Annotated in this window: 24 protein-coding genes; 15 read left to right on the plus strand and 9 right to left on the minus strand. The window is 64.0% G+C overall.

The window, feature by feature from the left end:
- Window positions 1-3: 3 nt before the first annotated feature.
- Together MAAFP003_RS07390 and MAAFP003_RS07395 are read right to left on the minus strand one after the other, a co-directional pair.
- On the minus strand, window positions 4-2,352 hold the full coding sequence (locus MAAFP003_RS07390; protein WP_096285731.1) for a CaiB/BaiF CoA transferase family protein: 2,349 nt from the start codon (window positions 2,350-2,352) through the stop codon (window positions 4-6).
- A 209-nt stretch (window positions 2,353-2,561) separates the two neighbouring features.
- Window positions 2,562-3,251, minus strand: a complete 690-nt coding sequence (locus tag MAAFP003_RS07395; RefSeq protein ID WP_096290936.1) for a TetR/AcrR family transcriptional regulator — start codon at window positions 3,249-3,251, stop codon at window positions 2,562-2,564.
- A 342-nt stretch (window positions 3,252-3,593) separates the two neighbouring features.
- Here MAAFP003_RS07395 and MAAFP003_RS07400 point away from each other — a divergent pair, with 342 nt between their 5' ends.
- The 8 genes from MAAFP003_RS07400 to MAAFP003_RS07435 all read left to right on the plus strand — a co-directional run bounded on the left by MAAFP003_RS07400 (window position 3,594) and on the right by MAAFP003_RS07435 (window position 12,554).
- On the plus strand, window positions 3,594-4,820 hold the full coding sequence (locus tag MAAFP003_RS07400) for a cytochrome P450 (protein WP_207768478.1): 1,227 nt from the start codon (window positions 3,594-3,596) through the stop codon (window positions 4,818-4,820).
- 220 nt (window positions 4,821-5,040) lie between these two features.
- A complete protein-coding gene (locus tag MAAFP003_RS07405; RefSeq protein WP_096285733.1) occupies window positions 5,041-6,246 on the plus strand; it encodes an amidohydrolase family protein in 1,206 nt (401 codons plus the stop codon).
- A gap of 23 nt (window positions 6,247-6,269) precedes the next feature.
- A complete protein-coding gene (locus MAAFP003_RS07410) occupies window positions 6,270-7,793 on the plus strand; it encodes an aldehyde dehydrogenase family protein (RefSeq protein ID WP_096290938.1) in 1,524 nt (507 codons plus the stop codon).
- Window positions 7,794-7,860: 67 nt separating this feature from the next.
- The gene (locus tag MAAFP003_RS07415) at window positions 7,861-9,033 is read left to right on the plus strand and encodes a CaiB/BaiF CoA transferase family protein (RefSeq protein WP_096285735.1); all 1,173 of its coding nucleotides are present in this window, start codon (window positions 7,861-7,863) and stop codon (window positions 9,031-9,033) included.
- Window positions 9,034-9,142: 109 nt separating this feature from the next.
- Window positions 9,143-10,393, plus strand: a complete 1,251-nt coding sequence (locus tag MAAFP003_RS07420; RefSeq protein WP_096285737.1) for an MgtC/SapB family protein — start codon at window positions 9,143-9,145, stop codon at window positions 10,391-10,393.
- A gap of 191 nt (window positions 10,394-10,584) precedes the next feature.
- Window positions 10,585-10,890, plus strand: a complete 306-nt coding sequence (locus tag MAAFP003_RS07425) for a hypothetical protein (protein ID WP_207768479.1) — start codon at window positions 10,585-10,587, stop codon at window positions 10,888-10,890.
- A gap of 80 nt (window positions 10,891-10,970) precedes the next feature.
- Window positions 10,971-11,426: a hypothetical protein gene (locus MAAFP003_RS07430; RefSeq protein WP_133160829.1), complete on the plus strand. Its 456-nt coding sequence runs from the start codon at window positions 10,971-10,973 to the stop codon at window positions 11,424-11,426.
- A gap of 201 nt (window positions 11,427-11,627) precedes the next feature.
- On the plus strand, window positions 11,628-12,554 hold the full coding sequence (locus tag MAAFP003_RS07435) for a DUF1295 domain-containing protein (protein ID WP_207768480.1): 927 nt from the start codon (window positions 11,628-11,630) through the stop codon (window positions 12,552-12,554).
- Between the two features lie 6 nt (window positions 12,555-12,560).
- On the opposite strand, the gene MAAFP003_RS07440 is transcribed toward MAAFP003_RS07435, so the two are convergent.
- The 3 genes from MAAFP003_RS07440 to MAAFP003_RS07450 form a co-directional block, all read right to left on the minus strand.
- Window positions 12,561-13,421 carry a pyridoxamine 5'-phosphate oxidase family protein gene (locus tag MAAFP003_RS07440; protein WP_096285741.1) on the minus strand — a complete coding sequence of 287 codons (861 nt, stop codon included), beginning with the start codon at window positions 13,419-13,421 and terminating at the stop codon, window positions 12,561-12,563.
- A 47-nt stretch (window positions 13,422-13,468) separates the two neighbouring features.
- Entirely contained in the window at window positions 13,469-14,161 is a 693-nt protein-coding gene (locus tag MAAFP003_RS07445; protein WP_096285743.1) for a PAS and ANTAR domain-containing protein, read from the minus strand.
- 150 nt (window positions 14,162-14,311) lie between these two features.
- A complete protein-coding gene (locus MAAFP003_RS07450; RefSeq protein WP_096285745.1) occupies window positions 14,312-14,497 on the minus strand; it encodes a hypothetical protein in 186 nt (61 codons plus the stop codon).
- Between the two features lie 187 nt (window positions 14,498-14,684).
- Here MAAFP003_RS07450 and MAAFP003_RS07455 point away from each other — a divergent pair, with 187 nt between their 5' ends.
- The 3 genes from MAAFP003_RS07455 (at window position 14,685) to MAAFP003_RS07465 (ending at window position 16,746) form a co-directional block, all read left to right on the plus strand.
- The gene (locus MAAFP003_RS07455) at window positions 14,685-15,563 is read left to right on the plus strand and encodes an HpcH/HpaI aldolase/citrate lyase family protein (protein WP_096285747.1); all 879 of its coding nucleotides are present in this window, start codon (window positions 14,685-14,687) and stop codon (window positions 15,561-15,563) included.
- The gene (locus MAAFP003_RS07460) at window positions 15,560-16,366 is read left to right on the plus strand and encodes an SDR family oxidoreductase (RefSeq protein ID WP_096285748.1); all 807 of its coding nucleotides are present in this window, start codon (window positions 15,560-15,562) and stop codon (window positions 16,364-16,366) included. The genes MAAFP003_RS07455 and MAAFP003_RS07460 overlap by 4 nt, the downstream gene beginning before the upstream one ends.
- Before the next feature lie 173 nt (window positions 16,367-16,539).
- On the plus strand, window positions 16,540-16,746 hold the full coding sequence (locus tag MAAFP003_RS07465; protein WP_096290940.1) for a long chain fatty acid-CoA synthetase Faa4p: 207 nt from the start codon (window positions 16,540-16,542) through the stop codon (window positions 16,744-16,746).
- Window positions 16,747-16,792: 46 nt separating this feature from the next.
- On the opposite strand, the gene MAAFP003_RS07470 is transcribed toward MAAFP003_RS07465, so the two are convergent.
- Complete coding sequence (locus MAAFP003_RS07470; RefSeq protein WP_243393941.1) at window positions 16,793-19,228, minus strand: glycogen/starch/alpha-glucan phosphorylase; 2,436 nt, start codon at window positions 19,226-19,228, stop codon at window positions 16,793-16,795.
- Between the two features lie 423 nt (window positions 19,229-19,651).
- Here MAAFP003_RS07470 and MAAFP003_RS07475 point away from each other — a divergent pair, with 423 nt between their 5' ends.
- A complete protein-coding gene (locus MAAFP003_RS07475; RefSeq protein ID WP_096285752.1) occupies window positions 19,652-20,485 on the plus strand; it encodes an alpha/beta fold hydrolase in 834 nt (277 codons plus the stop codon).
- On the opposite strand, the gene MAAFP003_RS07480 is transcribed toward MAAFP003_RS07475, so the two are convergent.
- Together MAAFP003_RS07480 and MAAFP003_RS07485 are read right to left on the minus strand one after the other, a co-directional pair.
- Window positions 20,482-21,192, minus strand: coding sequence for a cysteine peptidase family C39 domain-containing protein (locus MAAFP003_RS07480; protein ID WP_096285754.1), 711 nt, complete (start codon window positions 21,190-21,192; stop codon window positions 20,482-20,484). The genes MAAFP003_RS07475 and MAAFP003_RS07480 overlap by 4 nt on opposite strands.
- 195 nt (window positions 21,193-21,387) lie before the next feature.
- Window positions 21,388-21,726 (minus strand): DMT family transporter, encoded by a 339-nt coding sequence (locus MAAFP003_RS07485; RefSeq protein WP_096285756.1) that lies wholly within the window; start codon window positions 21,724-21,726, stop codon window positions 21,388-21,390.
- A 53-nt stretch (window positions 21,727-21,779) separates the two neighbouring features.
- Between MAAFP003_RS07485 and MAAFP003_RS07490 the strand changes: the two genes are divergently transcribed.
- A complete protein-coding gene (locus MAAFP003_RS07490) occupies window positions 21,780-22,199 on the plus strand; it encodes a DoxX family protein (RefSeq protein WP_096285758.1) in 420 nt (139 codons plus the stop codon).
- A gap of 3 nt (window positions 22,200-22,202) precedes the next feature.
- Here the strand turns inward: MAAFP003_RS07490 and MAAFP003_RS07495 are convergent, their stop codons facing one another.
- Window positions 22,203-22,838, minus strand: a complete 636-nt coding sequence (locus MAAFP003_RS07495; protein ID WP_096290941.1) for an HD domain-containing protein — start codon at window positions 22,836-22,838, stop codon at window positions 22,203-22,205.
- Between the two features lie 179 nt (window positions 22,839-23,017).
- Here MAAFP003_RS07495 and MAAFP003_RS07500 point away from each other — a divergent pair, with 179 nt between their 5' ends.
- Both MAAFP003_RS07500 and MAAFP003_RS07505 read left to right on the plus strand, forming a co-directional pair.
- Complete coding sequence (locus tag MAAFP003_RS07500) at window positions 23,018-23,818, plus strand: SDR family NAD(P)-dependent oxidoreductase (protein WP_096285760.1); 801 nt, start codon at window positions 23,018-23,020, stop codon at window positions 23,816-23,818.
- Window positions 23,818-24,777 (plus strand): phosphotransferase family protein, encoded by a 960-nt coding sequence (locus MAAFP003_RS07505; protein WP_096285762.1) that lies wholly within the window; start codon window positions 23,818-23,820, stop codon window positions 24,775-24,777. Before MAAFP003_RS07500 ends, MAAFP003_RS07505 begins: the two co-directional genes overlap by 1 nt.
- Window positions 24,778-25,284 lie beyond the last annotated feature (507 nt).

Genomic DNA, 25,284 nt, shown 5'->3' on the forward strand with positions numbered 1-25,284 from the left:
TGTTCAGTCCAATCCGCCGAGTCTGGTCCCGATAACGCCTTGCTCAGTCAGCGCTGCAATAGCTGCGGCGTCGAGGCCGAGGAGGTCGCCGAGGATGTCGGCATTGTGCTGCCCCAGCGTCGGTGCCGATGACCGATACCACTTATCCACGCCGCGGTACTTGAAGGGAAGCGCCGGCACGCGATGCCTTCCCACGACGGGATGGTCGAGGCTTTCGAAAAAGCCACGGGCGGCAAGTTGAGGGTGCATCGAACCGACCCTGGCATCTGCCAAATCCGCAGCCGGAACACCAAATCCAACGAGTAGCTCCGCCGCGGTTGAGGAATCGCGACCGCCGGCCCATTGCTCGAGATGCTTGTCGAGCACATCATGTGCCCGCACCCGCCCTTCGTGCGTGTCCAACGAGGGGTCATTCGCCCAATCCGGTTCACCCAGAGCGGATTTCAGTAGCCGCCACTGTTCGTCGGTCGCGACCGAAATCGCCAGCCACCGTTCGGTCCCCGCGCATTGATAAAGCCCTTGAGGGGCGGCGTCGCGGCTGCGATTGCCCATTCGCGATATCAGGTTTCCGTAGGCGGAAAATTCGACGACCTGTTCGGCGGCGGCGTTGAGCGCGGACTCGACCATCGATACTTCGATGAGGGATCCGTGGCCGGTTTCGTCGCGGCGCCGGAGTCCTGCGAGCATGGCGAATGCGGAGTGCATTCCTGCCAGTGGGTCACACGGGCCGCGCGGGATCCGCGGCTGGTCGTACTCGTGGCCGGTCACCCACGCCATTCCGGTCATCTGTTCCATCGTTTGCGCGAAACCCACGTTGTTGCGCCATGGCCCGTCGAGCCCGAACGCAGGCATGCGGACCATCACTATTCGGGGATTCTGCTCACTGACTACCTCCCAGGTGATACCGAAATTGTCGAAGACGCGAGGCGAGAAGTTCTCGACCAGGACGTCCGAGCGTTTGACGAGTTCGAACAGCAGTTGCCGCCCTCGGGGGCAGGACAGGTCGAGGGTGAGCCCTTGCTTATTGGTGTTGGTCGCGAGGTACATCCCCGACCGCTCCCACCACTGAGACTGATCGGCGAAGGCTGCGGCCGCCATCCGTGCGCCGTCAGGGTGATCTGTCGACTCCAGATGGATGACCTCAGCTCCCAGTGCGGCGAGAATATGGGTGGAGGAGGGGCCGGCCCACCATGCTGTCGCGTCGAGAATTCGTACGCCTTCCAGCGGAAGTTGCGGTACCGGGTCGGCAGCGCTCGCAATCCTGCTGTGGGCGGGCGCTTTTGTCATTTCGCCGAGCAAAGGAGCAACGTCGGTTGGGGCGGGACGCCGGCCATTGATCCGATAGGGAGCCAACGGGTGGCAAAAGCTGCCGTCGGCATACGTACCCCACACGCCGCGCGCCGCGAACTGAGGATGGTTCAACACCGTCTGGCCATTGTTGACCGGCGAGACGGGGATCCGCAGATCGGAGGCCATCGCCACGATCTCGTCCGTGGAACGGGCCATTGTCCATTCCCGCACGATCTGATCCCACTCCTCCCGGCGTTCCCACCGAGTCGTGGCGACGGCCCAGGCTGGGTCGTCGTCGAGCAGGTCCAGTCGCCCGATCATCGCGAGGAACGACTCAAATTGCTGGCGGGTATTGGTGTTGAAGCCCACCCATCCGTCCGCGCTCGGTTCGATCGAAGGTATTTCAACTTGGCGGGCAGGCACGTTCAGCGGGGGACGGCCGGCCAGCTCGTGGTACAGGTCGGCGAATCCGCCAGCGCTGAGGTGGCAAACCTCCAACAACGAGCAGTCGATGATTTCGCCTGGCCCGCCGAGTTGGGCCCGACGCAACGCGCCAAGCGCCCCGACCGCGGCATAACTGGCCATGACCCATTCGAAGACGCGACCACCCGCTTGAAGGGGTGGTTGGTCCGGACGACCTCGCAATGCCAGCGTTCCGCTCTCGGCCTGGATCGTGAATTCCGTTGCGGGCCTGTCCCGGTACGGTCCGGTCAATCCGTACGCAGACAACGCCACGATCACCAGATGTGGTGCGCGCCGTAGCAGGGCCTCGCGGTCGAGTGCCCCAGGGCCAAGAGAATCGACAAACACATCGGCGGAAACGATCAGGTCCTCCACGTCCGGCAGTGCAGTGCCGACAACTGAACGCTTACCGGCGTTCAAGAATCTGAACAACGCGTCGGTGCGCCTTGGATCGCCAAACGTTCTGTGGCGGAACGGATCCCCGTCTGGGGCTTCTATTTTGATGACCTCCGCTCCGAGGTCGGCGAACATCTTGGTGCAGTACGGGCCGGCAATTTCGGTCGCCCACTCCACAACCCGCACGCCGCGCAGAGGATTCATCGACTCGTTGTTTCCCGCGTCAATGTTGTTTGAAGTGCATTACCCGCACCGAGGAGCGCACACGCCATTTCTGTCCTCACGCTCGTGCCGACCGAGCGGCCGCTCTGCTCCGCACCGCTGCGGCCTGGCTGGCAACGACGCTAGTGACGGGAAAGCGGGGGTGTCAAGTGCGACTCGATAACAGTGATGTGGGTTGCGTTCGCGGATCTCTAGTCGGCCGCGCGCACTTTGGTGGCCGGCCGGGCCCGCCCGGGTCGCTTGGCGGGCGGCGTCCTAGTCGATGTGGTTACCCCTTTGGCGAAGATCTTCGAACCCAGTTCGATTTGCGCCCGGATATCTGCCTCGTCCGTACCAAACCAGCGCGGTCCCAAGCTTGTTGTGAAGATGATGAAGTTGGCCAGCAGCTCGGACAACAGGTCGGCGTCGACGTCGGTCCTGATTTGCCCGGCGGCTTGATAGTGGCGAACGCCCTCGGCGATGACGGCCGTACGGCGCGCGTGATTTGGTTGCAGCACGCGCACCGAGAAGTCGGGGTCTGACAACGCCCGACTGGAAATGTCCCAGCCCGGAACACCGCTGTTGCGGTCATCGATCCTCAGCCTGGCGAAGAAAAGCTGCTCGATATAGTCCTCGAAGCGTGCTGGTAGGGCCGCCACGACTTGCTCTTCGGCCTCACCGACGAGGTCCGCGATCTGTCGAGCAACAACTTGCTCAAAAATGCCTCGCTTGTCCCCGAAGTAGTGGAACAGCATCGCCTCCGAGCAGTCGGCGCGACGGGCGATCTCCTTTGTCGCCGCGGCCGCGTACCCCGCTTCGGCAAAGACCTCCGCAGCAGCTTCAAGGAGGGATCGTTGCTTGCCGTCCTTGTCGCGAACTCGCCGCCGCGCACCCGTAGTCATCACACATAGCTTAGCGAGCACGCGTGTTCTGAGCGGAAGCACGCAAGCGTGCCGAACCACTTCGTTTTGTCTGCCCGCCAAGCGGCGCGCGGGCAGTCAAGCACACGGCCAGTTATCGAGTGCGACTTGACTCCGCGCTGGCGACGACTTACTGTGCTGCCAAAGCAAATTTCGGCGTGTGCGAGAAATCCGAGGGCCGGTGCAGATGGCACGTGGACAGTGGCACGAGTGTGGTGTGGCTGGAATGGGGACGGCTCCTCGTTCGCGCCGGTCCGTCTGGGCTGACCGCCTGCCTTGTCCTGATCTCGGCCTGCTCGCGAGCGGGCGTGGAAAGGATTACCCATGGTGAGCAAGTCGCCGGAAGAACACGCCCTGAACCTCGATCTTCGCCACGACGATTTCAACGACCAAGAATTCCTCTACCAGGTCTACTCGGTGATGCGGGAGAACGGACCGTTCAGCCACCAGGACGTCCCTTTCTTGGGTCCCACGCCCGGGGGTGCGTGGGTGGCCACCCGCTACGACGACTGTTACGAGATCTTGCGCGATTGGCGCAGCTTCTCCAGCAAACCCGTTGGGCTGGAAGGTAACCCGATGTCGTTTGGCGACATCGTCATCACCCTGGATCCACCGCGGCAGCAGCAACTGCGCAAAGTTCTCAACCCGTATTTTTCGCCGGGCCGGATGAAAGACCTGGAGCCCCAGGTGCGCGCGGTCACCGATGGGCTGATCGACAACTTCATCGAATCGGGGCGTGGTGATCTCGCCGATGTCGCATGGCAGCAACCCGGGATCGTGTTCTTCCGGCATCTCCTGGGTATGCCCGTGGAGGACGTGCCGCTCTACATCGAGACGGCTGACCTCGCGATAAATGGTGAGAGCGAAGAGGTCCGAAACGGTTCGATGACCAAGCTCTACCTGCGCGTCCGCGAGGAGATCGACAGGCGTCGTGGTGAACCGCCGCGGGACGACCTGATCGATGTCTTGCTCGCCGCCGAAATCGACGGCGAGAAGTTGAGCTTCGACGACGTCGTCGCTAACGTAATGCTGCTGGTTCAGGCCGGGCTCGAAACAACCTCTAGTGCAATGTCATTCGCTTTCTTCTACTTGGGTACCCATGCGTCCGAGCGTGACCGACTCGTCGGCGATGCCCAGCTGATGCCCACGGCGATAGAGGAATTCATCCGTTTCGCTGGTTCGGTCCACGGACTGCACCGCTCAGTCGCCGAAGATGTTGAATTAAGTGGCCATAAGTTCTGTCCCGGTGAGACAGTCGTCGTGAACTATGCGGCCGCCAACCGCGACGCTCGCGAGTTTGACGAGCCGAACAAGTGCCTTCTCGACCGACAGGCGAACCGTCACCTCGGGTTTGGCGCCGGTGTCCATCGCTGCCTAGGCTCGAATCTCGCCCGACTCGAGTTCCGGGTGGGCGTCGAACAGACCCTGAATCGCGTACCCGACTACGTCATTCCCCGTGGGGCGAAAGTCGACTTTCACGGGAATTCGGTCACGCGAGGCTACCGCGCCCTACCCGTCGTGTTCACGCCGGGTGCCCGCGTCGCCGAGTGAGGACGGCGCAAGAGCGTCAATATTGCTGCGTACCAACGTAATAGCACATCGCGTTGTATGGTTGCGCCCTTATCAAGTACCACTTGACAATGGCCCGGAGCCCCTCCTAGCATCAAATCAGCCGGTGATCGGCACCCGTCCCGCGCGAACGCTATGGCTGCACCCTTAGCTCGTCGGCCGCGCCCGACACGAACCGGTCCTCAAATCAAGGAGGAACCCCGTGGACAAGCAAGATCTTCAATGGATGATCTCTGTCGATGACCACATCATCGAGCCGCCAAACCTATGGGTTGACCGCGCGTCGGCCGCCGATCGTGATCGAGTGCCACACGTCGAGCGTATCGACGGCGTCGATACGTGGATCTACGACCAAGCGCGCGCGTCGGTGTTGGGCATCTTGGTCGCGGCTCACCAAAAGCCTGCCGAATATTCCCCGCTGCCAGTGAATTACGACGAGATGCCACGCGCATACTTCGATCCGGTGGCCCGCATCCCCGACATGGACGAGGATCATGTGATTGCGGGATTGAATTTTCCGTTCTTCCCGCGGTTCTGTGGTCAGATGTTCGCCCACCTCGGTGATCGCGACCTCGGACTCAAGTGCGTGCGGGCGTACAACGACTTCGTCATCGACGAGTGGTGCGCCGCGGCGCCCGGTCGCTACATCCCGATGGTCATCATTCCGTTGTGGGATACCCAACTGGCAGTCCAGGAGACGCTGCGATGCGCTGACAAGGGCGCCAAAGCCATTGCCTTCTCAGAGAATTTGCATCCGTTGGGGTTTCCGTCTATCCATTCGGGAACGTGGGATGATTTCTTCGCAGTGGTGAACGAGACGAAGATGCCGCTGTGCACGCACATCGGATCGTCGTCGGTCAGTCCGACCACGTCGCCCGACGCGCCGTTTGGGGTTCAGGCCGTCAACATCAACCTCAATCTGGCGAACTCGACCACGGATTGGCTGTTCTCGGGCAAGCTGCAGAAGTTCCCTGACCTGAAGATTGTGCTGGCCGAGGGCGGCATCGGCTGGATCCCTTACCTCATTGAGCGTGCAGAACACGTCGCCGCCGACTACCAATACCTGCGCGCCAACAACTGGTCGGTTGATCCGGCCACGATGCGCTTGACCCCGGTCCCGACGGACCCCGAGATTTTCCCGGAGTCACCGCGTCAACTCTTCCGCGACCACATGTACGGCTGCTTCATCGAGGACGACTTCGGGGCGGCGAATCTCGACTCCATCGGGATCGACAACGTGATGATCGAGACGGATTATCCGCACACCGACAGCCTCTGGCCCAACTCCCTGCGGGCCGCGCACAAGGCGCTTGACGGCCGGTCCGACCTCGACAAGTACAAAGTCCTGCAGGGTAATGCCCGCCGCGTCTTCGATTTCGAGCCCGCCCCGTATCCGACGCTGACGTAGCCGGCGGCCGACGGAGTCGCATGATGCGTGAATACCAGAGCTACATCGACGGCCAGTGGTCGAGCGAAAACGCGGTCGGCACCATCGATGTCATCGATCCGGCCACCGAGGAGCTGATCGGGCGAGTCGTCGACGGTGGGCCAAAGCAGGCGGCCATGGCGATCGAGGCCGCCAGGCGTGCCTTCGACGAGGGGCCGTGGCCGTGGATGTCCGTTCGGGAACGGGCAAAGGTCATCAAGCGGTTCGCTGAAATACTCGATGAGCGCCAGGCGGAACTTCGAGAGCTTATCGTCGCGGAAATCGGCTCGACCGGCTTCATCACCGACCTGGTTCAGGTTGGGGGTGCCATCGAGGCCGCCCATTACTATGGCGAGTTCGTCGAACACGATGTGACATGGGTGGAGACACCGGGCGGGCCAATAGTGTCGCCGACTGGCCTGGGCGGCGTGACGGTGGTCCGCGAACCGGTCGGGGTGGTCGGGGTCATCACGCCGTTCAACTTCCCTTTCTCGATAAACATTCAAAAGTGCCTGGCCGCCTTGGCCGTTGGCTGCACCGTGGTGCTCAAGCCGCACCCGTGGACCCCGATGAACGCCTTGGAGCTGGCCAAGGTCGGTGAGGAAGCGGGCCTGCCGCCCGGCGTGTTCAACGTCGTCGTGGGCGGTGCGGGTGTCGGCGAGGAGCTGTGTACCCACCCCGGCGTCGACATGATCGGCTTCACCGGTTCGACGGCGACCGGCCAGCGTATCCGCGAAGTGTCGGCGGCGACGATGAAACGCGCACAGCTGGAATTGGGCGGCAAGAGTGCACATATCGTCCTTGACGATGTCAACGAAAGTGACGTTGCGGGAATAGGATTCGGACAGGTGCTGATGCACGCCGGACAAGCCTGCACCGTCACGTCGCGACTTCTGTTGCCCGAGCACCTGCTCGACGCGTATGTCGAGGGACTCAAAGCCATGGCTCCACTGATCACGGTTGGGGACCCGCGTGATCCCGCCACCGTTGTCGGTCCGCTGATCAGGGATGAGCAACGTCAACGCGTCGAAAGCTTTGTCGAGTCCGGGCGACAGGAAGGCGCGCGGCTAGTGGTCGGCGGCAAACGTCCCGAGCATCTCGAACGCGGCTTCTACTACGAACCAACGGTATTCGTCGCCTGCCGCAGCGACATGCGCCTGTGCCAGGACGAGGTGTTCGGGCCCGTGCTGGCGGTAATTACCTATCGCTCCGAAGACGAAGCCATCCGCATCGCGAACGACTCCGTCTATGGTCTGGCGGGACTGGTGATGACTCGCAACGCCGCAAAGGGTTTCAACGTCGCGAGGCGGGTTAGAACAGGCACCATCATGGTGCAGACCGTCGCACCCGGTGTTGATCTGGGAACCAATCCGGGTGGCGGACAGGGACCCGGCTGGTCGCTACCGGCGCGCGGCATGTTCAACGGAGGCGGCCCGTTCGGCGGCTTCAAGCAAAGCGGACTCGGCCGCGAGCAAGGGCGCTGGGGCTTCGAGGAATACACCGAGCTGAAATCAATCACCATGATGTAGTCGCATTTCGCTTCGAGGACGCGACGTGCCCGGTTGCGCCCGGTGTTCGGGTTGGAAAGGTCGCATTGTGGAACTTCTCAAGGATGTCCGAGTCCTCGAGGTGTCACTGTTCTCCACGGATGCGCTGGGCGGGCATCTGGCCGACTTGGGCGCGGAGGTGATCAAGGTCGAGCCGCCCGGCGGCGGTGGCTTTCGCGGTTCGGCGGTGTCCGGTGGCGAACTGCAGGACTCACACTGGAATCGGGGCAAGAAGAGCGTCGCGCTGAACCTGAAAACGGCTGAGGGCCAAGAGGCTTTCCGCCGTCTGGCCGCGTCGTCGGCGGTAGTGATCGACGGCCTCCGCTATGGAACCGCGCACCGCCTCGGTTTCAGCTATGACGACGTCGTCGCGGTCAACCCGACCGTTGTCTACTGCGTGCTCAACGGCATGGGCAGCTATGGTCCCTACACCCGCCTGGCCACCCACGGGTTGTCCTTCGACTGTTTCGCCGGTTTGAGCCCGCCGATCATCGACGCGGATGGAACGCCGCGCCTTTCGGGGGCGGCCACCGGGACGACAGGTGTTCTGGCGGGGCCGCTGTACGCGGCGATGGGCGTCCTGGCCGCGCTGCACGCCGCCGGACGTGACGGCGAGCCGCAATACATTGAGGTAGCTCAGGTCGATGCGGCGATCAACTGGAATTTCCAACACCTCTCGGCCTTGGCGAACGGGCAACCCTCCTACGGTGAGGGAATCCGCGCATCGCTGCGCTACCAGTACTACCGAACGAGCGACGGCAACTATGTGGTGTTCAACGCCCTGGAGGACAAGTTCTGGCGCAGATTCTGCGAGTCAGTCGACAGGATGGATCTTTACGAACCGGGGCGTCAACAGCCGGGCAAAGACCCCGAAGCAGAGGCCCGGCTGCGCAAGGAATTGACGGCGATTTTCGAGAGCCGCACCCGTACGGAATGGACGGACTTCTTTATTGCCACCAATATCGCCGGAGCCCCAGCATTTTTGGGAGCAGACCTGTTCGATGACGACCATGCGAAAGATCGACGACTCGTCTACGAGCAGGCTCAACCGGACGGGACGTTGCAACGATTGATTGGAACTTGCATCAAGACCAAACCCGACGAACGGTTTGCACCACCAGCAGCGCCGCACGTCGGGCAGCACACGGAAGAGTTACTCGGCGCCCTGGCCGGCTACGACGCGGCGGGAATGGAACGCCTGCGTTCGACCGGTGCGATCTGACGGCCAGGCTCCGCATCCGCAACGCCCCGTGGCGGGTTTCTTAGTTCGCGGGCGTCCGGTGTCAATTATTCTGGGCCGCGACGCACTGGTCTGCTGAACGGGAGTCCTTGTGAGCTGGCAGCAAATCCAGCCGTTCCTGGTGGCGCTGGCCATAGGGTTGCTGCTCGGTTTGGAGCGCGAGCGCAGCCACAGCCGCAGGCTCCCTGCTGGGACACGCTCGTTCGCGCTCCTGTCGTTGGTCGGAGCCATCACCGCCAGCTTCAGCGAGTGGGCAGTGCTGGCCGGCCTCGTGGTTGTCGGGGCGCTGATGACGCTCGCGTACTTTCGCAGCAGCGAACGAGATCCCGGAACTACCACAGCGATCGCCGCACTTGCGGCTTACCTGCTCGGCGCGCTCGCCTACACCCGCCCGGCGGTAGCCGTGGCCATCGCCGTGGTCGTCGCGGGCCTGCTCGTGTCGAAGACCCGCATCCACCGCTTTGCCCGCGAGATCGTCAGCGACGTCGAGGTAGAGGACGCCATCAAGTTCTTCGTGGTGGCGCTGGTGATCCTGCCGCTGCTCCCGGATCAGCAGCTCGGGCCATATGGCGTACTGAACCCGGCGAAGGTGTGGCTCCTGGTGGTACTGCTCACGGGCATCGGCTGGGTCGGCTACATCGGTGTTCGGGCCCTCGGGCCCGAACGGGGCGTGCTCGTCACCGGTTTGGCGGGCGGGTTCGTCTCGGCGACTGCGACGACGGCGTCGATGGGCCGGCTCGGCCGGACGGCGACCAGCATACGTGCCCCGCTCGCCAGTGCACTGCTCGCGAGCCTCGCGACCTTTGTCCAGTTGCTCATTGTGATCGCGCTCGTCGACATCGAAGTGCTGCGCAGCCTGTGGCCGCCCGTGGTCGCTGGAGCGGTCGTGCTGGTGGGCGCCGCCGCCTTCGTCTACCGGGGTGGCCCGCACCGGCAGAACGCTGCGCAGGACGAGGAAGCCGGGGCGGCGAAGGCGACCCGACCGTTCGCGTTGCGGCCCGCGCTCGTTCTGGCCGCGGTGCTGACCTTCGCCCTGCTCGTCGGTCGTTGGGGCGCCGACATGCTCGGCCCGAAAGGGGTGGTGCTTGCGACGTTCGCTGCGGGTCTCGCCGATGCCCACGCCGGCGCGGTCGCGGCCGCCAGCCTCGCCGCCAAGGGCGACATCACCGTCGACACCGCGCTTGTCGCGGTGGCTGCGGCGTTGGGTTCCAACCTGCTGGTTAAGGCGGTGTTGGCCTTCACCGCCGGCGGCCGCCGCTTCGGGCTCGGTTTTCTTGCTGCCATGGCCGTGCCGGCCGTGGTGTTCGGTGTCGCCTTGACCGCGACGGTAGCCGTGATTTGAGCAGCCCGCAAATCTCCTAGGCGGCTATCAAAAGACCCGTCCAGTCAGGACTTGCGACCCTGTCGCCGGTCCTTCTCCCAGAGCACTCTGAGCTGTGTGTCGCCGGTGCGGTACAACCCGGATCCACTGAGCCGCATAGCAATCGCATCGGTTGTGATCGAGGTGCTCTAGGTAGTGGAAGGAATGACAACATGAAGCGCGAAGTCTGCAAATTCTTCTCCGGAGCATTTGCCGCGCTGGCCTATGCTCACGCCGCGTATGCCGTTGCGACCGATCAGGGCATCGTCGATGAGCCGATCTTCCTCGACAGACGATGGGGTATCAAGTTCATGTGGACCGAGGCCGCTATTTACTCGGTGCTCGGTCTGGTGCTCGGGTATTTCGGCTGGATCTCCAAACCTCAAGAGCCACTAGAGAAGTCGTCTCTGATTGCGACAAACGGGCAAAGCGCGCACGTTGTGGGCTCGGGTGACGGGTCGCAGCTCGTAGGCCGCTGAGTTAGGTCGAATGCCCGGGTGCACCCACACAATCCCTTGCCTAGCCCAAAAAGACGACCCGACTACAGGCAGGTTCACTCATGGCCAGGCACAAGTATCACCGGCTGCGGGGTGGCGCAGCTTTAGCTGCCGCGGCTCTTCTCGCTGTCGGAACATCTGCCACGGCCAGCGCCGTCTATCCCGGCGTCCCAGAATGGTATTCACAAGCCAAAGAGCACTTCGACAATACAAGGAACTATATGCAGGCGGTGATCGATGCGATCGCCGCCAATGACATCAACGTTCTCCGGTCGGCATGTTCAGTGGCCCACGACGAACTGAGCGGCAACCTGCAGTCCCACCTGCCTACGCCGGACCCGGCCCTGACTACCGCGTTGCAATCGGAGATCGATGATGTGCACAGTGCGATGCACATTTGCATGTCACTCGGTCCGAACAGCACGCTGGCCGATCTAGAGCGAGCCGATTCGTTTATGCAGCAGGCGAATCTTCACATGAGAACCGTCGACGCCATTCTGGCCACCGACCTGAGTTGATGCCCCCGCGGCGAATTTACGGTCGGCCGCACCTCTTCGACGCCGTCACGGTGTTCGTGCCCAGTACGGGTCGTGACATGACTCTCTACCGTTGGGCGACTTCCTTATTGAGCTGTCAATGCGTTCGGCCCGAATCCCGAGCCAACGGCCGGATCACGCGCCGGAAGTCGTCGGCCGAGTCCCGCTAGCTACGCTGCGACCATGACGACGGTCAGTAAGGCGCGGTCCCTGGGGCTAGTCACGGTGGCGTACCTCGTCGCCCTCGCGGTGGCCGCGGTCTGGCTGACCTGGGGGCCGGACACCGGGCAGCTCTGGCTCGATACGTTGATCGCCGACGTGCTGGCTACCTTCGTTGTTTTCGCATTCAGCCGTGCCTACCGGAATTCGAGCTTCTACGACGCCTACTGGAGCGTCGTTCCGCCACTGTTGTTGTTCTATTGGTGGAGCCGCGTCTCGCCCGCGGTCGACCAGCTGCGGTGCTCGTTGTTGTCCGTTGTCGTGGTGCTGTGGGCGGTGCGGCTGACCGCGAACTGGGTCTATGCGTTTCCGGGCCTGCACCACGAGGACTGGCGGTATCCGATGTTCAAGCAGCGGGCCGGCCGCTGGGAATTTCTCGCCGATCTGTCGGCGATCCACCTGATTCCGACGCTGCAGGTGTTTTTGGGCATGGTCCCGGCATACGTCGCGGTGACCCGGCCCGGCCCCGGGTGGGTGTGGCTCAGCTGGGTTGGTTTCGTCGTCGGCGTGGCCGCCGTCGCGCTGGAGCTCATCGCCGATGTGCAGATGCATCGGTTCGTCGCGCGGCGACAGGTTGGTGCGGCGATGGACCGAGGCCTCTGGAGCTGGTCGCGGCACCCGAACTATTTCGGCGAGTTCAGTTTCTGGGTGGCGGTCGCGTTATTCGGTATCGCGGCGGCGCCCGCGGACTGGTGGTGGTTGATCCTGGGAGCGGTCGCGATGCTGGCGATGTTCCTGGGCGCGAGCATTCCGATGATGGAAGAGCGCAGCCTGCAACGCCGCCCGTCCTATCAGGACGTCATCGACCTGCAACGCCGCCCGTCCTATCAGGACGTCATCGACCGGGTGCCCCGATTCCTGCCCCGCCCGCCCCGAAAAGCGAAGACTTAAACGGGATTACGCGGTCGGCGAGGACGCCACAACCGAGCCGACCGTGAATGCGACGCGCCGTCCCACGCCGCCGTCGTCACCCTCGGCGCCGGGGCGGGTCCATTCCACCTGGGCGGTACCGGACAGCTGCAGGCTGGCGCCGGTGGCGACGTCGACGAACAACAGTGCGGCCTCGTCGTCGACCGCCAGGTTGCCGAAGCTGTTGAACATGTTGTTGCCGGGGTAATCCGGCCACCACAGCCGCTCGGCGCTCTCGACCCGTACAAATCCCGGTGGACCTCCGCGATGCGAGGCATCACTGCCCCGGGTGGAATGCGTGGTACCGAGGAAGAATGTGTCCGAGGCTTCGATGATCGCCCGTTGGGTGGCGTTCAAAGACATTGTTTGGCTTGGGTTTTCGGGAGAGTCGGTAACCGCGGCGACGTTGACGTTGTGCCGGTGGATGTATTGGGGGCAGTTGCCGTACGCCTGGTCGACGTGCACGGTCATGCTCACATCGTCACTCTCGGTGAGGCTGCCGTTGATGCGCATTCTGCGCCGGGCGGCGAAGTCGATGGCGATCAATCCGATCTGTTGGCCGATCGGCATCCGGTGCAGGGGATCACCCTCGCGCGGAACAGCCGAAACTCGCAAGGTGTCTTCGCCGCCGCGCAGGAACCCTGGCTGTCCCGACAACGGGGAGACCCACAGCACGCCCCGGCGGTCACGTCCGGTGATCGCGGCAAAACGCTGAGTTGTCAGGAATTGCGCCGCGCCGCTGGATAAGCCGTGCGCACCAAGCATGCTTTCCAGGCGTTTTGCGACGATCTCGACGCCGGCTCGGCGTTGGGTGGCCACCTCGCCCTCATGAAAACCCGTTTCTGTCACGCGCTGAGCAACGCGGCCGGCGCATTAGAACTTCCCGGTGTTCGGCCCTAATCGGCGCGACGCTGCGCGGTCATGAGCGCATGGTCGAAAATACTTCGATCGACCATCGCGCTTGCCGCTGCCGACCGCAAAGTGACACCGATTTGTTCGGCCAGGACGCGCAATTTGACATTGTTTTTCTGGGACAGCCAACTGAGTAAATTGAAGGCCGCCTTCTCATCGAGGTCGTAGACGAGCATCAGCATGCCTTTGACGTGCTCGATTGGCGCACGTTTGTCCGCTATCTCACCCAACCGCGCCGTGATGGTGGCCTCGCGTGAATGATGGGCGGGGGTGACGTCGAGGTAGAAGCCGTGGGTGCCGATCGCTTCACCGCGGCTGTCCAAGAACTGATCCCCGATGACGACCACCCAGCGCACCACGCCGCCGGTGTCGACGATCCGGTGTCGGCTGCACAACGCCCCACGGGTGTGCGTGATTGCGTCGATAGCCGCGGCGACTCGATCGCGGTCTTCGGGATGCTTGTGCGAAAGCACCAGCTCGGTCGTCGGCGTAACGGCTCCCGGCTCATACCCGTGCAACCGTTGCACTTGCTCAGACCACTCCCAGCGGCGGTCATCGAAGTAGAAGCGGAACCAGCCCACGCCCTGCGGAGAAAGCGTGGCGAGCTCAGCGGCGTCACCGGGGTCATCCGCATTCCGGGGTGCCGCCAGGTCGTCGGCACGCTGCAGTCGACTCATAATTCGGCATTCGGAGCCGTGCGACCCACGGATGGGTGATCCAGATCACGCTCTCGGGGGCTGGGCCCGCTGTCCCGGCCAAGGCCGGGTGACAAGCCGGAGGGATCGAGCCAAGGGGCCCGAAACCCGTTCTCCGGGTTCTGTATCGACTCAGTGCCTACGGGGCCGATGGCTGGTCACCGCGTCGTGGATCAACAATCCCACCAACGCCGCCACGCACAGTGGGACGTACAGCCTGAAGTTGGTTGAGGCTTGCTCGTAAAGCGCGATGTAGGCGATCGTTACGAGCGCCACCATCGTAAGCAAGATGCCGCGATTGACTTTGTCAGTGCTCATGCTTCGACCTATCTTTTCGGTCGGCACTACGCCGCGAGTACCAGCATAAACCCGTCAACGCGGATTCTCACTGCCCTATTTCGCGCGTCGCGAAAATGGCGCGAATGGTGCGACGAATTCGTCGATTTCACAATGCGGGCCGCCACCACGAACCGGGCCGGCTACGCCGGAGCTCTACGCTGACCCCATGGCAACGACGCCGCGCCCGCGCCGATCAGCTCTCTATCTCCCCGGCAACAAAGATCGCGCACTCGAAAAGGGGAAATCGCTTCCGGCCGACGTGCTGATCTTCGACCTCGAGGATGCCGTCGGCCCCGACGCCAAGGTCGGCTCCAGGGCGAAGGTGTGCGACGCGGTCTCCTCAGACGGCTATCGACCTCGCGAGGTCGTGGTGCGTATCAACGGGGTGGGCACCGATTGGCACGACGACGATCTCGCCGCCGTGGCCGGTTCGGCGGCCGATGGGGTGCTCGTGCCGAAGGTAGAGACGGGAAAAGACGTCCAAACGCTGGCGGATGCGCTCGATGCTCTCGATGCACCGCAGTCGATGCAGTTGTGGGCCATGATCGAAACGCCGCGAGCCATCCTGCGCGCGGAGGAGATCGCGTCGGCCAGCGATCGGCTGACCGTGCTGGTCGTCGGCACCAACGACCTGGTCAACGACCTGCATGGTCTGCATGTACCCGGACGGGCACCGGTGGTACCCGCGTTGGCGCTTGCGGTGCTGGGTGCGCGAGCGGCGGGTAAGGCGATCTTGGACGGCGTCTTCAACACCATCGACGACGAAGCGGGTTTCCGGGCCGAGGCACAGCAGGGCCGCGAGATGGGTTTCGACGGCAAGACCCTGATACATCCATCCCAGGTTGCCCCCGCCAACGAATTGTTCGGTCCGTCGGACAAAGAGCTGACCGATGCCCGCGAGATCGTCTCCGCGTATGAGCAGGCGCAGGCCGCGGGGAACAGCGTTATCACCATGAATGGCCGCATGATCGAAAGCCTGCATGTGCGTGACGCGCAGCGGATCCTCGCCCTGGCCGACCTCATCTCCGAACTGGAATCCCAATGACGTTCCGCCCGAGCCCATTTCGGGCGGACCTGCTGCAGGGCAGGGTGGCGCTGGTAACCGGTGGGGCCACCGGATTGGGTTTGGAGATCGCCCGGGTATTGGGCAGCCATGGCGCTCGCGTGGCCATCTGCAGCCGAAAGGAACCCAATCTTCAGTCCGCGGTTAGGACGTTGCGGGAAGAGGGGATTGAGGCCGTTTACGGCGTATGCGATGTCCGTAGCAGCGAGGAGGTCGCGGTCGTCGTCGAGGACGTGCTGGCCGCCTTCGGTCGACTTGACATTGTCATCAACAACGCCGCCGGGAATTTCCCGGTCCCGATCAGCGAGCTGAGCGCGGGCGGATTCAAAGCGGTGGTCGACATCGATCTACTGGGCACTTTCAACGTATCCAAAGCCGCGTACGACCTTTGGCTGCGCGAGCACGGTGGCGCCGTCGTGAACATCAGCGCGGCGATCCAGTACCGGGGCATGGCGCTGCAGGCGCACGTAGTGTCGGCCAAGGCCGGCGTTGACGCGTTCAGCCGCGCATGTGCGATCGAATGGGGGCCCGATGGGGTTCGGGTCAATGTCGTTGCCCCCGGAGCGATGTCGGGGACCGAGGGCGTCCGAAGAATCGCCGGCGACGATCAGCACCGGGCCACTCAGAACCCGCTGCGTCGCCCCGGCTCGACCACCGAGGTCGCCGAGACGGTGATGTTCCTGGTCAGCGACGCCGCGTCCTATGTGACGGGGGCGGTGCTGGTCGTCGACGGCGGTGGCTGGCTGACCGCCAGCGGTGTACCTGATCTGCCGGGCTATGGCTGATTAACGGTCACACAACGTTGCGGTCACGGGTGAGGTCCCAGCCGGTGCTGCCGATTAGGTGTTTCGCGCGGTTTCGCATTATTCTTGCCCGCGGCCCATTGTCGACTCAGGAAAAGCAGATGCTTATTCAGCCCACCCTGCGACGCGCGCAATCGCCGCGCAGCGCTGCGCGTGTGACCTTCCCAAAGGTCGGTCAGTGCTTCGACATCGAGATCACTCGCGACAGCGACGGATGGATAGTCCGGGTCCCCGAGATCGCCGCCGTCGCGCGCGCTAGCCGCCGCGCCGCGGTCGACTCGGTGGCGCGCGAATGCATCGCCGCGCGTACCGGCATCCCGGTCGGTTACATCATCGTCTACGTCTCGAAAGAGACCCGCTAGCGCCGCAATCTGCGTTGCGACGCCAGCGGTCGATCTCCCTGGCGACTTAGATCTTCACCGTCAGCGGCCAGACCTTCCAGATGTCGTCGCAGTACTCGGCGATGGCGCGATCCGACGAGAACTTGCCGCTGCGTGCGGTATTCAGGATCGACATCTTGGTCCACGACTCCCCATCCAGCCACGCGGCACTCACCCGGCTCTGGCACTCCACATAAGAGGCGTAGTCGGCGCACACCAGGAACGGGTCGTCGTAACGCAGGTTGTCCACCAGCGGCTTGAACACCTCGGTGTCGCCGTGCGAGAACGTGCCGTCGGCAATCAGATTCAGCACCGCGGCCAGCTCGTCATTGCTGTCGATGTAATCCGACGGGCGGTAACCGCTCGCCTTGAGCGCCTCGACCTCTTCGACGGTCAGGCCGAACAGGAAGAAGTTCTCCGCTCCGGCCTCTTCACGAATCTCGACGTTGGCTCCGTCGAGCGTGCCGACCGTCAGGGCCCCGTTGATCATGAACTTCATGTTGCCGGTTCCTGACGCTTCCTTGCCCGCAGTGGAAATCTGCTCGGACACGTTGGCGGCCGGGTAGATCAGGTGCGCGTTCTGCACGTTGAAGTTCGGGATGAAGGCGACCTTCAGGTACTTGTTGACCACCGGGTCGTTGTTGATCGTCTCCCCGACGGCATTGATCAACTTGATGATCCGCTTGGCCAAGAAGTAGCCCGGCGCTGCCTTACCGCCAAAGATGAAGGCGCGCGGCGGAATCGACAGCTCCGGGTTTTGCTTGAGCCGGTAGTACAGCGCGATGATGTGCAAAACGTTGAGGTGCTGGCGCTTGTACTCGTGAATCCGCTTGACCTGGATGTCGAAGATCCACTGGGGGTTCAGTTCGACACCGGTCGTGTCGTGGATGAAGTTGGCCAGCCGCGCCTTGTTGCTGCGCTTGATGTCGCGCCACTGCTCGCGGAACGACGAGTCGTCGATGAACGGCTCCAGCCCACGCAGCTTGCCCAGGTCCTTCAGCCAGCCGTCCCCGATGGTGCGGTCCAGCAGCTCGCGCAGACCGGGGTTGGACAGCGCGAGGAACCGCCGCGGCGTCACGCCATTCGTCTTGTTGCTGAACCGTTCTGGCCACATCTCGTAGAAGTCTTTGAGCACACTCTCTTTCAGCAGCTCCGAGTGCAGCGCGGCGACACCGTTGATGGCGTGGCTGCCGACGGTGGCCAGGTGTGCCATCCGTACGAACTTGGCGCCGTCCTCGCCGATGAGCGACATCCGGCGCACCCGCTCCGCGTCGCCGAGGAACCGGGTACGCACCTCGTTGAGGAAGCGTCGGTTGATCTCGTAGATGATCTCCAGATGGCGGGGCAGCGAGCTGCCAAAGAGGTCCAGCGGCCAGGTCTCGAGTGCCTCCGGCAGCAGCGTGTGGTTGGTGTAGGCGAACGTCGCGACGGTGATGTCCCACGCCTCTTCCCACTCCAGGTGCCGCTCGTCGATCAGCAGCCGCATCAGCTCGGCGACCCCGATGGACGGGTGAGTGTCGTTGAGCTGCAACGCGAATCGCTGGGGCAGCTCACGCACACCCGCGTCGGCCAGATCGTCCATGATGTGCAGCACGTGCTGCAGCGAGCAGGACACGAAGAAGTGCTGCTGTAGCAGACGAAGGCGCTTGCCAGCCTCCGGCTCGTCGTTGGGGTAGAGCACCTTGGTGACGGTCTCCGAGGTCACCTCGTCCTCGACCGCCTTGTAGTAATCGCCGGTGTTGAAGGCGTCCAGGGCGAACGACTTGACCGCCCTCGCGCTCCACAACGTCAGCACGTTGCAGGTGTTGACGCCGTAGCCCTGGATGGGTGTGTCGAAGGCGGTGCCCTTCAGCAGCAACCCTTGCACCCACCGGGAACGCTCGCGCCCGGCGTCGTCCGTGTAGCGCTCGACGTGGCCGCCCCACTTGACGAAGTAGTTGACGTCGGGCTTGGGGATCTCCCACGGGTTGCCGCGGTCCAGCCAGTTATCGGTCTGCTCGACCTGCCAGCCGTCGTGGATCTCCTGATCGAAAATGCCGAATTCGTAACGGATTCCGTAACCGATCGCCGGACGTTCGAGGGTGGCCAGCGAGTCCAGGTAGCACGCCGCGAGCCGGCCCAGGCCACCGTTGCCCAACCCCGGTTCTTCCTCGCAGGCCAGCACCTCGTCAAGCCGCTGTCCCATCGCGGCCAGCGCGGACTTCGCCGCACCCTCCAGGCCCAGGTTCAGCAGGTTGTTGCCCAGCTGCGGGCCCATCAGGAATTCCGCCGACAGGTAGCAGGTCACCTTGCGTCCGAGGTCGAGCGAGGTCTGCGTCGAGGCGACCCGGCGGTCCTGCATGCGGTCGCGCACGGCCAGCGCCAGCGCCCGGTAGTAGTGCTCCGGCCGCAGGGCCGCGGCCGGGCGGCCGATCGAGTAGCGCAGGTGATCGGTGATCGCGCGCTGCAGCGCGGGCGCGCCCATCCCAGTGCGAGAGTGCTCGGCCAGGTCGGCGGGCCGGGAAGGGGCGGCAGACAATCCGTCGGAGGGGGTCTGGTCGAGATCGGTCATAGTGATTCCTACTCCCTAGAGGTGGTGGCAGTATCGCACCGATCTGCCCAGCTTCGCGCAGTTCGTCAGTCTGGCAGCGGTGTTTGCACACCAGGCGCGAAATTGACGACCGTCACGTGAACGCAACCTCACGCACTGGCGACGAAACGGCGTTGACGGGGCAGCCGCCCGGACGCTGCCTGAGTCGGCGAGGATGACGACCGCGCGTCCAGCTCCAAAGACTCTTTGGCGCCGGTGAGGTCCTCCAGGTTTTCTGCACTTGCGCCGTCCGTAACGGAGCGCCGTCCGTCTCGATGTGCGGGGTCGGGTAGCGCCGGATTCGAATACGTTGTGGCCATGTGGAATGTCGACGGGCGCAAGGTGTTCGGAGTGGCCGCTGGCAGCGGAGAGCCGGTGCTGCTGCTGCACGGCTACCCGCAGAGCTCGTCCTGCTGGCGCCACCAGATCGCGGCGCTATCCAGCAGCCATCACGTTGTGGCGCCGGACTGGCCGGGCTTCGGCTGGTCCGATCCGCCGGCGACCGCACCCACCTATGACAACGAAGTGGAGCGGATCGAGCGTTTCGTGCAGCAGTTGGGGTGGCAGCGATTCAACCTGTGCGCCCATGACTACGGCGGCTTCATCGGACTCGGCTACGCCATTCGCCACCCCGAACGGGTGCTGCGACTGGGTCTGTTGAACACCCGCGCGCATCGCGTCTTCCGTCCGTGGTTCTACCGCTTCTCGCAGAGTCAACACTGGATCGCCGTCCACCCCTTGCTATCCGCGGGCGCGCGACATCTGCCGCTGGCCGCGATCCACCATCGGGCGCTGGCCCGCTATCGCGAAATCGGCTGCTTCGACACCGCGCTGGAAGCCGAGTACCTGGGCTGGATGAACAGTGCGCAAGGCAGGCGCACGTTTTGGGAATTCTTCGCGCACTATCGGGTGCCCGCGGTCCCATGGCTCGCCGACGGCCTCGGAACCATTGACTGCCCCGTCTTCGTCGTCTGGGGCGACCGCGATCCGTATGTCCCGTTGCGCACCGCACGCGAGCTGGCCGAGCAGATCCCGAACGCCGAATTGATCCGCCTGCGGGGTGCCGACCATTACGTCATGGAGGAGCGCCCCGTCGAGGTGACCGATGCCCTGACTCGGCTGCTGAGCACGCCGGTATCCAGTCGCACCTAGCCGGTGACCGTCATCTGTTCGTCGCTGCCATCCCAGGAGCGGATGAAGACGTCGATCGGCACCTGCTCGTCGGCGCCCTGCTCGCTGCCGCTGTCGTTGAGGTGCACGATGCCTGCCGCGGTGTCGACACCGGTGACGACCACGGCGTGGTTGGCCAGCGGTTGCCCGTGCGAGTCTTTGTCCTCGACGGGGTCGCCCCAGATGACTTCGGCGTTGACCCCGGCAATAACCTTGCGGCCCTTGACCAGATCCTGCTCGAGGGCCACCATGCCCGTCGGAACGTGGGTCGATGCGGCGCTTGACTTGTCGGTGCTCACGGCGCGGATTCCGTAGTGGGCTAGCAACGCCGGCTCATCGTCGAACGAGGTGCCCTCGCCGCTCTTGCGTCTCTTCGGCTTGTTGTAGATCGGCCCGGGGTGCACGCTGCTGGGCGTTGTTTGAGCCAGCGTGACGATCTCGTGCTCGGACGGCTGGGTGCCGGTCTGTTCCCCGACCACGTCGGCGACCGCCATCTCGACGCAGTCGTCGTCGTATTGCTGATAACGCCAGAATGGGGCGGCCGCGACGGGGTCGCCGTAAAGCGCGCCGGCACCACTGGGTGGATTGCCGGGGGCGGCCTGGGCTGTGCCCACCGTCGACCCGAGTGCGATCGCGCCGGTCAGCACCGCAATGGCAACGGCGCGGGCCACGGTCGCGATCCTGATCATGAGAACAGGTTCTCTTCGGAGCCTCTACGAATTCTTGGAGTCGTGATCGGGATGCCGGGTGCGCCGGATTCGCCACCGAGGACGGTTACCCAGTCCTCGCGATCGACCCGCCAGGCACCGGTGAAAGCGCAAAAGCGGCAATTGATTTCGGTTTCACCGATATCAGGCGCTTGCCCGCCCGGGTGGAAGTGGCCGTCAGTGGGCCCCGGACAGGTTCAACGTGACCACTCCGACGATGATCAGCCCGACGCCGACGACCTTCGTCACCGAAATCGGGGAGCCCAAGAACAGCACCGCGATCAGCACGATGGCCGCGGTGCCGATCGCCGACCACAACGCGTAGGCGACGTCTGTCTGCATGCCCCGCTGGATCGACCACGCCAGCAGTGCGAAAGAGGCGCCGTAGCCGACCAGGCACACCACGGTAGGCCAGAGCCGGGTGAAACCTTCGGTGCTCTTGAGCAGGCTGGTCGACACCACTTCCGCGATGATCGCGCCGAACAGGAGCAGGTATGTGAAAGCGCCTCCTTGCATACGGATGTGTCTACACCACGCTTCGCGACGACGGCCGTAACGTTGGCTGGGTGATGACGACGAATCTCGATCACCGCCTCGACGGCTACGCACCGGTGGGGGTGAGTCTGTTCCGGTTGGTCTATGGCTTGTTGTTCGCCGGGTACGGCTCGATGATCCTGTTCGGCTGGCCCGTCGCCACGCCGGGACCCGTTGAATTCGGGTCGTGGCCCGGCTGGTACGCCGGGCTCATCGAATTCGTTACGGGACTACTAATAGGTGCCGGATTGTTCACTCGCGCTGCGGCATTCGTCGCCTCGGGCACCATGGCGGTCGCCTACTTCTGGATGCATCAGCCGCATGCGCTGTGGCCGATCGGTGATCCACCGGGCGGCAACGCCGGAACACCGGCGATTCTGTTCTGCTTCGGCTTTTTGCTGCTGGTCTTCGTCGGCGGCGGCCGCTATTCGATCGACGCCCGGCGCCGACACTAGGGATCAGTCGCCCCAGCGACCATGCGTGGCCGCAAGTTCCAGCAAGGTGATGCCGTCGGTCTGGCGTTCGCGCAGCACCTGGTTGGGAAATGTGTAGGGCGGCGCCGCCTCGGGGCTGCGTTGTGCCTGCGCGACGATTGCATCCATCAACGTGCGCGCCATGGACAATCGCGGGTAGCGGGCGTGGATCCCGGCCGCGATGTCCTCGTCGATGAATTCGGCGTCGCGGCCGAAATCCACACCCACACCGCTGCGCACCAGATGACAGAGCGCTCCGCGCCGATCCGCGATGCCCATCGACGTGTGCAAGGCAATCGCCTCCCACACGCCGTCCACGAGTGGGCGCTTGCAGCCGTGTTCGGTCAGCAGCGCCGCCGCGAGGTCGGCGCCTTCGACCTCGAACCTCGCCTTACCGGGCGCCGCGGCCCCGGCTCCGAGATCGTGCATGACGCATCCGAGAAACAGGGCGTCCGCGTCGTAGTCGGCGCCCGGACGCATGCCCTCGTGCGCGGCGACCAGCTCACCGAACAGGTAACTGCGGACGCTGTGGTTGAACACTGACGGTGACTCGGTCGACTGTGCCAACCGAATGGCGGCTTGCGCGACGGAGGTGTCGGGGAGAGTGGAGATCACCTGCATGAAAGCCACGGTAGGCCCGCGGCTGCCATGTCGTGAGCGGCTAAAAAGACGCGAGTCCCACGATTTAGGCCACGGTGCTCCAGGCGGCGTGCTTGTCCTTAGGACGGATCGGTGATAATGACATTCTCTAGTTTGGAGAAGCCATTTCCGTTACCGGATCCCGCCAAGGAGCGCCGACGATGACCGCGAACCAACGATGCGACGGATTGGTGGCCCTGGTTACCGGGAGCAGCCGAGGTTTGGGCAAGGCGATCGCCACGCGGTTCGCGGCCCACGGTGCCACGGTCGCGCTGACCGCGCGGACGATGGACCCCGACCCCAAATTCCACGGGTCGCTGCGCGAAACCGCCGACGAGATCGTCGCCGCGGGGGGCCGGGCCATCGCCGTGCAGGCAGATCTGTCCCAGGCCGAGGAACGCGAGCGGCTGTTCGGTGAAGTCGTGGACACCGTCGGCGCTCCGGACATCCTGGTGAACAATGCCGCGGTCACCTTTCTGCGACCCCTCGACGGGTTCCCCGAGCGCCGCGCCCGTCTGATGATGGAAATGCATGTGCTCGGGCCATTGCACTTGAGCCAGTTGGCAATTCCCGCGATGCGCGAACGCGGGCGGGGCTGGATTCTGAACCTGACCTCAGTGGGCGGCGACCTACCGCCCGGCCCGCCCTTCTCCGAATTCGACCGGACCGCGGGCTTCGGCATTTACGGGACGGCCAAGGCCGCACTCAACCGGCTCACCAAAAGCCTTGCGGCAGAACTGTATGACGACGGAATCGCGGTCAACGCCGCCGCTCCGTCCAATCCCGTGGCCACCCCGGGTGCGGGCACCCTCGACCTTGCCAAGACGGACACCGAGGACATCGAACTGATCACCGAGACGGCGTTCCGGTTGTGCACCGGAGATCCGAAGACCCTGACCGGCCGGATTGCGCATACCCAGCCCTTCCTCGCGGAGGTCGGCTGGTTTCAGCCCGCCGGCTGATGGTGGAGGTCGATCTCGACGAGCTGCGCCGCCGACTCGCGGCCGCCGACGTCGCCGACGTCACCGCGCTGGCAGGAGGCGCCTCCAGCTTCACCTTTCGAGGAACGCGATCCGGTGAGCCCGTGGTGGTCAAGCTCGCACCGCCAGGGGTTGAGCCGATCGCGCACCGTGATGTGCTGCGGCAGGCTCGCATTCTCAAAGCGCTTGCCGCGACGCGGGTTCCGGTGCCCGAGGTGCTGTGGGAGGATTCGGGAGATCCGCCCATGGTCGCGCCGCTGTTCGTGATGTCGCACGTTGACGGTGACTGCGTCGAGCCGCTGTTCGACGGTTGCCCGCCCGCGCCGGAGCTGGCCGAGCGCTACCGCAACGCGTGCCGGGTCATGGCCGCACTGCACAGCCTGTCGCCGGGTGACCTCGGACTGGGTTTTGAACCGGTCATCGATGCGGTCTCGGAAGTCGAGCGCTGGTGTCAGACGTTGCAGACCGTCGATGCAGCACTGGTACCCGGCTGGCAGGGGGTACGCGACGCGTTAGTGCGTTGCGCCCCAAAGGCTATCGCGCCTAGCGTGGTACACGGTGACTTTCGGTTGGGCAACCTGATGGCGGCCGGGGCGAGTGTCAACGCGGTGATCGACTGGGAGATCTGGTCGGTAGGAGATCCGCGGATCGATGCGGGCTGGTTTCTGATCAACTGCGATCCCGAAACTTACCAACGTGTTTCGGACGCCGTCGGCGTGGCGCCGCCGATCGACGAACTCGCCGAGATCTATCAGCAGGAGCTGGGGCATCAAGTCGCCGATCTGGCCTGGTTTCGTGCACTGGCCTGTTTCAAGTCGGCGGCGACCTGGTCGCTGATCGTCAAACACAACCGCCGACGGAGGACACCGCGCGACGAATGGGAAGCCATGGCGCCGACGTTGCCGCGAATGCTGCAGCGGGCGCGGTCGATGGTGGACTGAGCCGCCCTGGACGTGGGCCGGTTAACCGCACCGGACGAAAAGATTCTGGCAATACATTCCGAAACCGTCCCAGTTTTTTTGGATGGGACGGCCGCGATCGGCCGGATTCGTGAAGATCGATGGCGCGTCGACCGTCTCCAACTGGTTTAGGGTGGGCGGCATCGGCGGCGGAGTGGGCTCTGGCGCCGCCTGAGCCGTGCCGGTCCCGCATCCCAGCGCCACGAGGCTGAACACACCGGCAAGCAGTCCACGAGCGTACGAACGAGGTTTCATCGCCGCCCTCTCTGCCCAGTCGGGTGCATCGTTGTTGCAATTCTAGCGGCGGGCCAATCCGCACAACGCAAAAATTGCCGACCATGCGGCACTGCCAGCGTGCCGGGCCTACATCGCGTATCCGTTACGAACGCAACACAACTTTGCCGGACCGGCCGGCAAATTCTGCCGATCGAATATCGCGACGCATACCTTGTTGCTCGTGAGGCCGATCGACCAGGTCGTACGTCGTGC

The organism is Mycobacterium ahvazicum (assembly GCF_900176255.2).
Classification (GTDB): Bacteria; Actinomycetota; Actinomycetes; order Mycobacteriales; family Mycobacteriaceae; genus Mycobacterium; species Mycobacterium ahvazicum.

Excerpts from the sequence above, each read along its gene's own strand:
- MAAFP003_RS07390 (WP_096285731.1), bottom strand. The coding sequence starts at position 2,352 with ATGAATCCTCTGCGCGGCGTGCGGGTTGTGGAGTGGGCGACCGAAATT.
- MAAFP003_RS07395 (WP_096290936.1), bottom strand. The coding sequence starts at position 3,251 with ATGACTACGGGTGCGCGGCGGCGAGTTCGCGACAAGGACGGCAAGCAA.
- MAAFP003_RS07400 (WP_207768478.1), top strand. The coding sequence starts at position 3,594 with ATGGTGAGCAAGTCGCCGGAAGAACACGCCCTGAACCTCGATCTTCGC.
- MAAFP003_RS07410 (WP_096290938.1), top strand. The coding sequence starts at position 6,270 with ATGCGTGAATACCAGAGCTACATCGACGGCCAGTGGTCGAGCGAAAAC.
- MAAFP003_RS07425 (WP_207768479.1), top strand. The coding sequence starts at position 10,585 with ATGAAGCGCGAAGTCTGCAAATTCTTCTCCGGAGCATTTGCCGCGCTG.
- MAAFP003_RS07430 (WP_133160829.1), top strand. The coding sequence starts at position 10,971 with ATGGCCAGGCACAAGTATCACCGGCTGCGGGGTGGCGCAGCTTTAGCT.
- MAAFP003_RS07435 (WP_207768480.1), top strand. The coding sequence starts at position 11,628 with ATGACGACGGTCAGTAAGGCGCGGTCCCTGGGGCTAGTCACGGTGGCG.
- MAAFP003_RS07445 (WP_096285743.1), bottom strand. The coding sequence starts at position 14,161 with ATGAGTCGACTGCAGCGTGCCGACGACCTGGCGGCACCCCGGAATGCG.
- MAAFP003_RS07450 (WP_096285745.1), bottom strand. The coding sequence starts at position 14,497 with ATGAGCACTGACAAAGTCAATCGCGGCATCTTGCTTACGATGGTGGCG.
- MAAFP003_RS07455 (WP_096285747.1), top strand. The coding sequence starts at position 14,685 with ATGGCAACGACGCCGCGCCCGCGCCGATCAGCTCTCTATCTCCCCGGC.
- MAAFP003_RS07460 (WP_096285748.1), top strand. The coding sequence starts at position 15,560 with ATGACGTTCCGCCCGAGCCCATTTCGGGCGGACCTGCTGCAGGGCAGG.
- MAAFP003_RS07470 (WP_243393941.1), bottom strand. The coding sequence starts at position 19,228 with ATGGGCGCGCCCGCGCTGCAGCGCGCGATCACCGATCACCTGCGCTAC.
- MAAFP003_RS07475 (WP_096285752.1), top strand. The coding sequence starts at position 19,652 with ATGTGGAATGTCGACGGGCGCAAGGTGTTCGGAGTGGCCGCTGGCAGC.
- MAAFP003_RS07480 (WP_096285754.1), bottom strand. The coding sequence starts at position 21,192 with ATGATCAGGATCGCGACCGTGGCCCGCGCCGTTGCCATTGCGGTGCTG.
- MAAFP003_RS07485 (WP_096285756.1), bottom strand. The coding sequence starts at position 21,726 with ATGCAAGGAGGCGCTTTCACATACCTGCTCCTGTTCGGCGCGATCATC.
- MAAFP003_RS07490 (WP_096285758.1), top strand. The coding sequence starts at position 21,780 with ATGACGACGAATCTCGATCACCGCCTCGACGGCTACGCACCGGTGGGG.
- MAAFP003_RS07495 (WP_096290941.1), bottom strand. The coding sequence starts at position 22,838 with ATGCAGGTGATCTCCACTCTCCCCGACACCTCCGTCGCGCAAGCCGCC.
- MAAFP003_RS07500 (WP_096285760.1), top strand. The coding sequence starts at position 23,018 with ATGACCGCGAACCAACGATGCGACGGATTGGTGGCCCTGGTTACCGGG.
- MAAFP003_RS07505 (WP_096285762.1), top strand. The coding sequence starts at position 23,818 with ATGGTGGAGGTCGATCTCGACGAGCTGCGCCGCCGACTCGCGGCCGCC.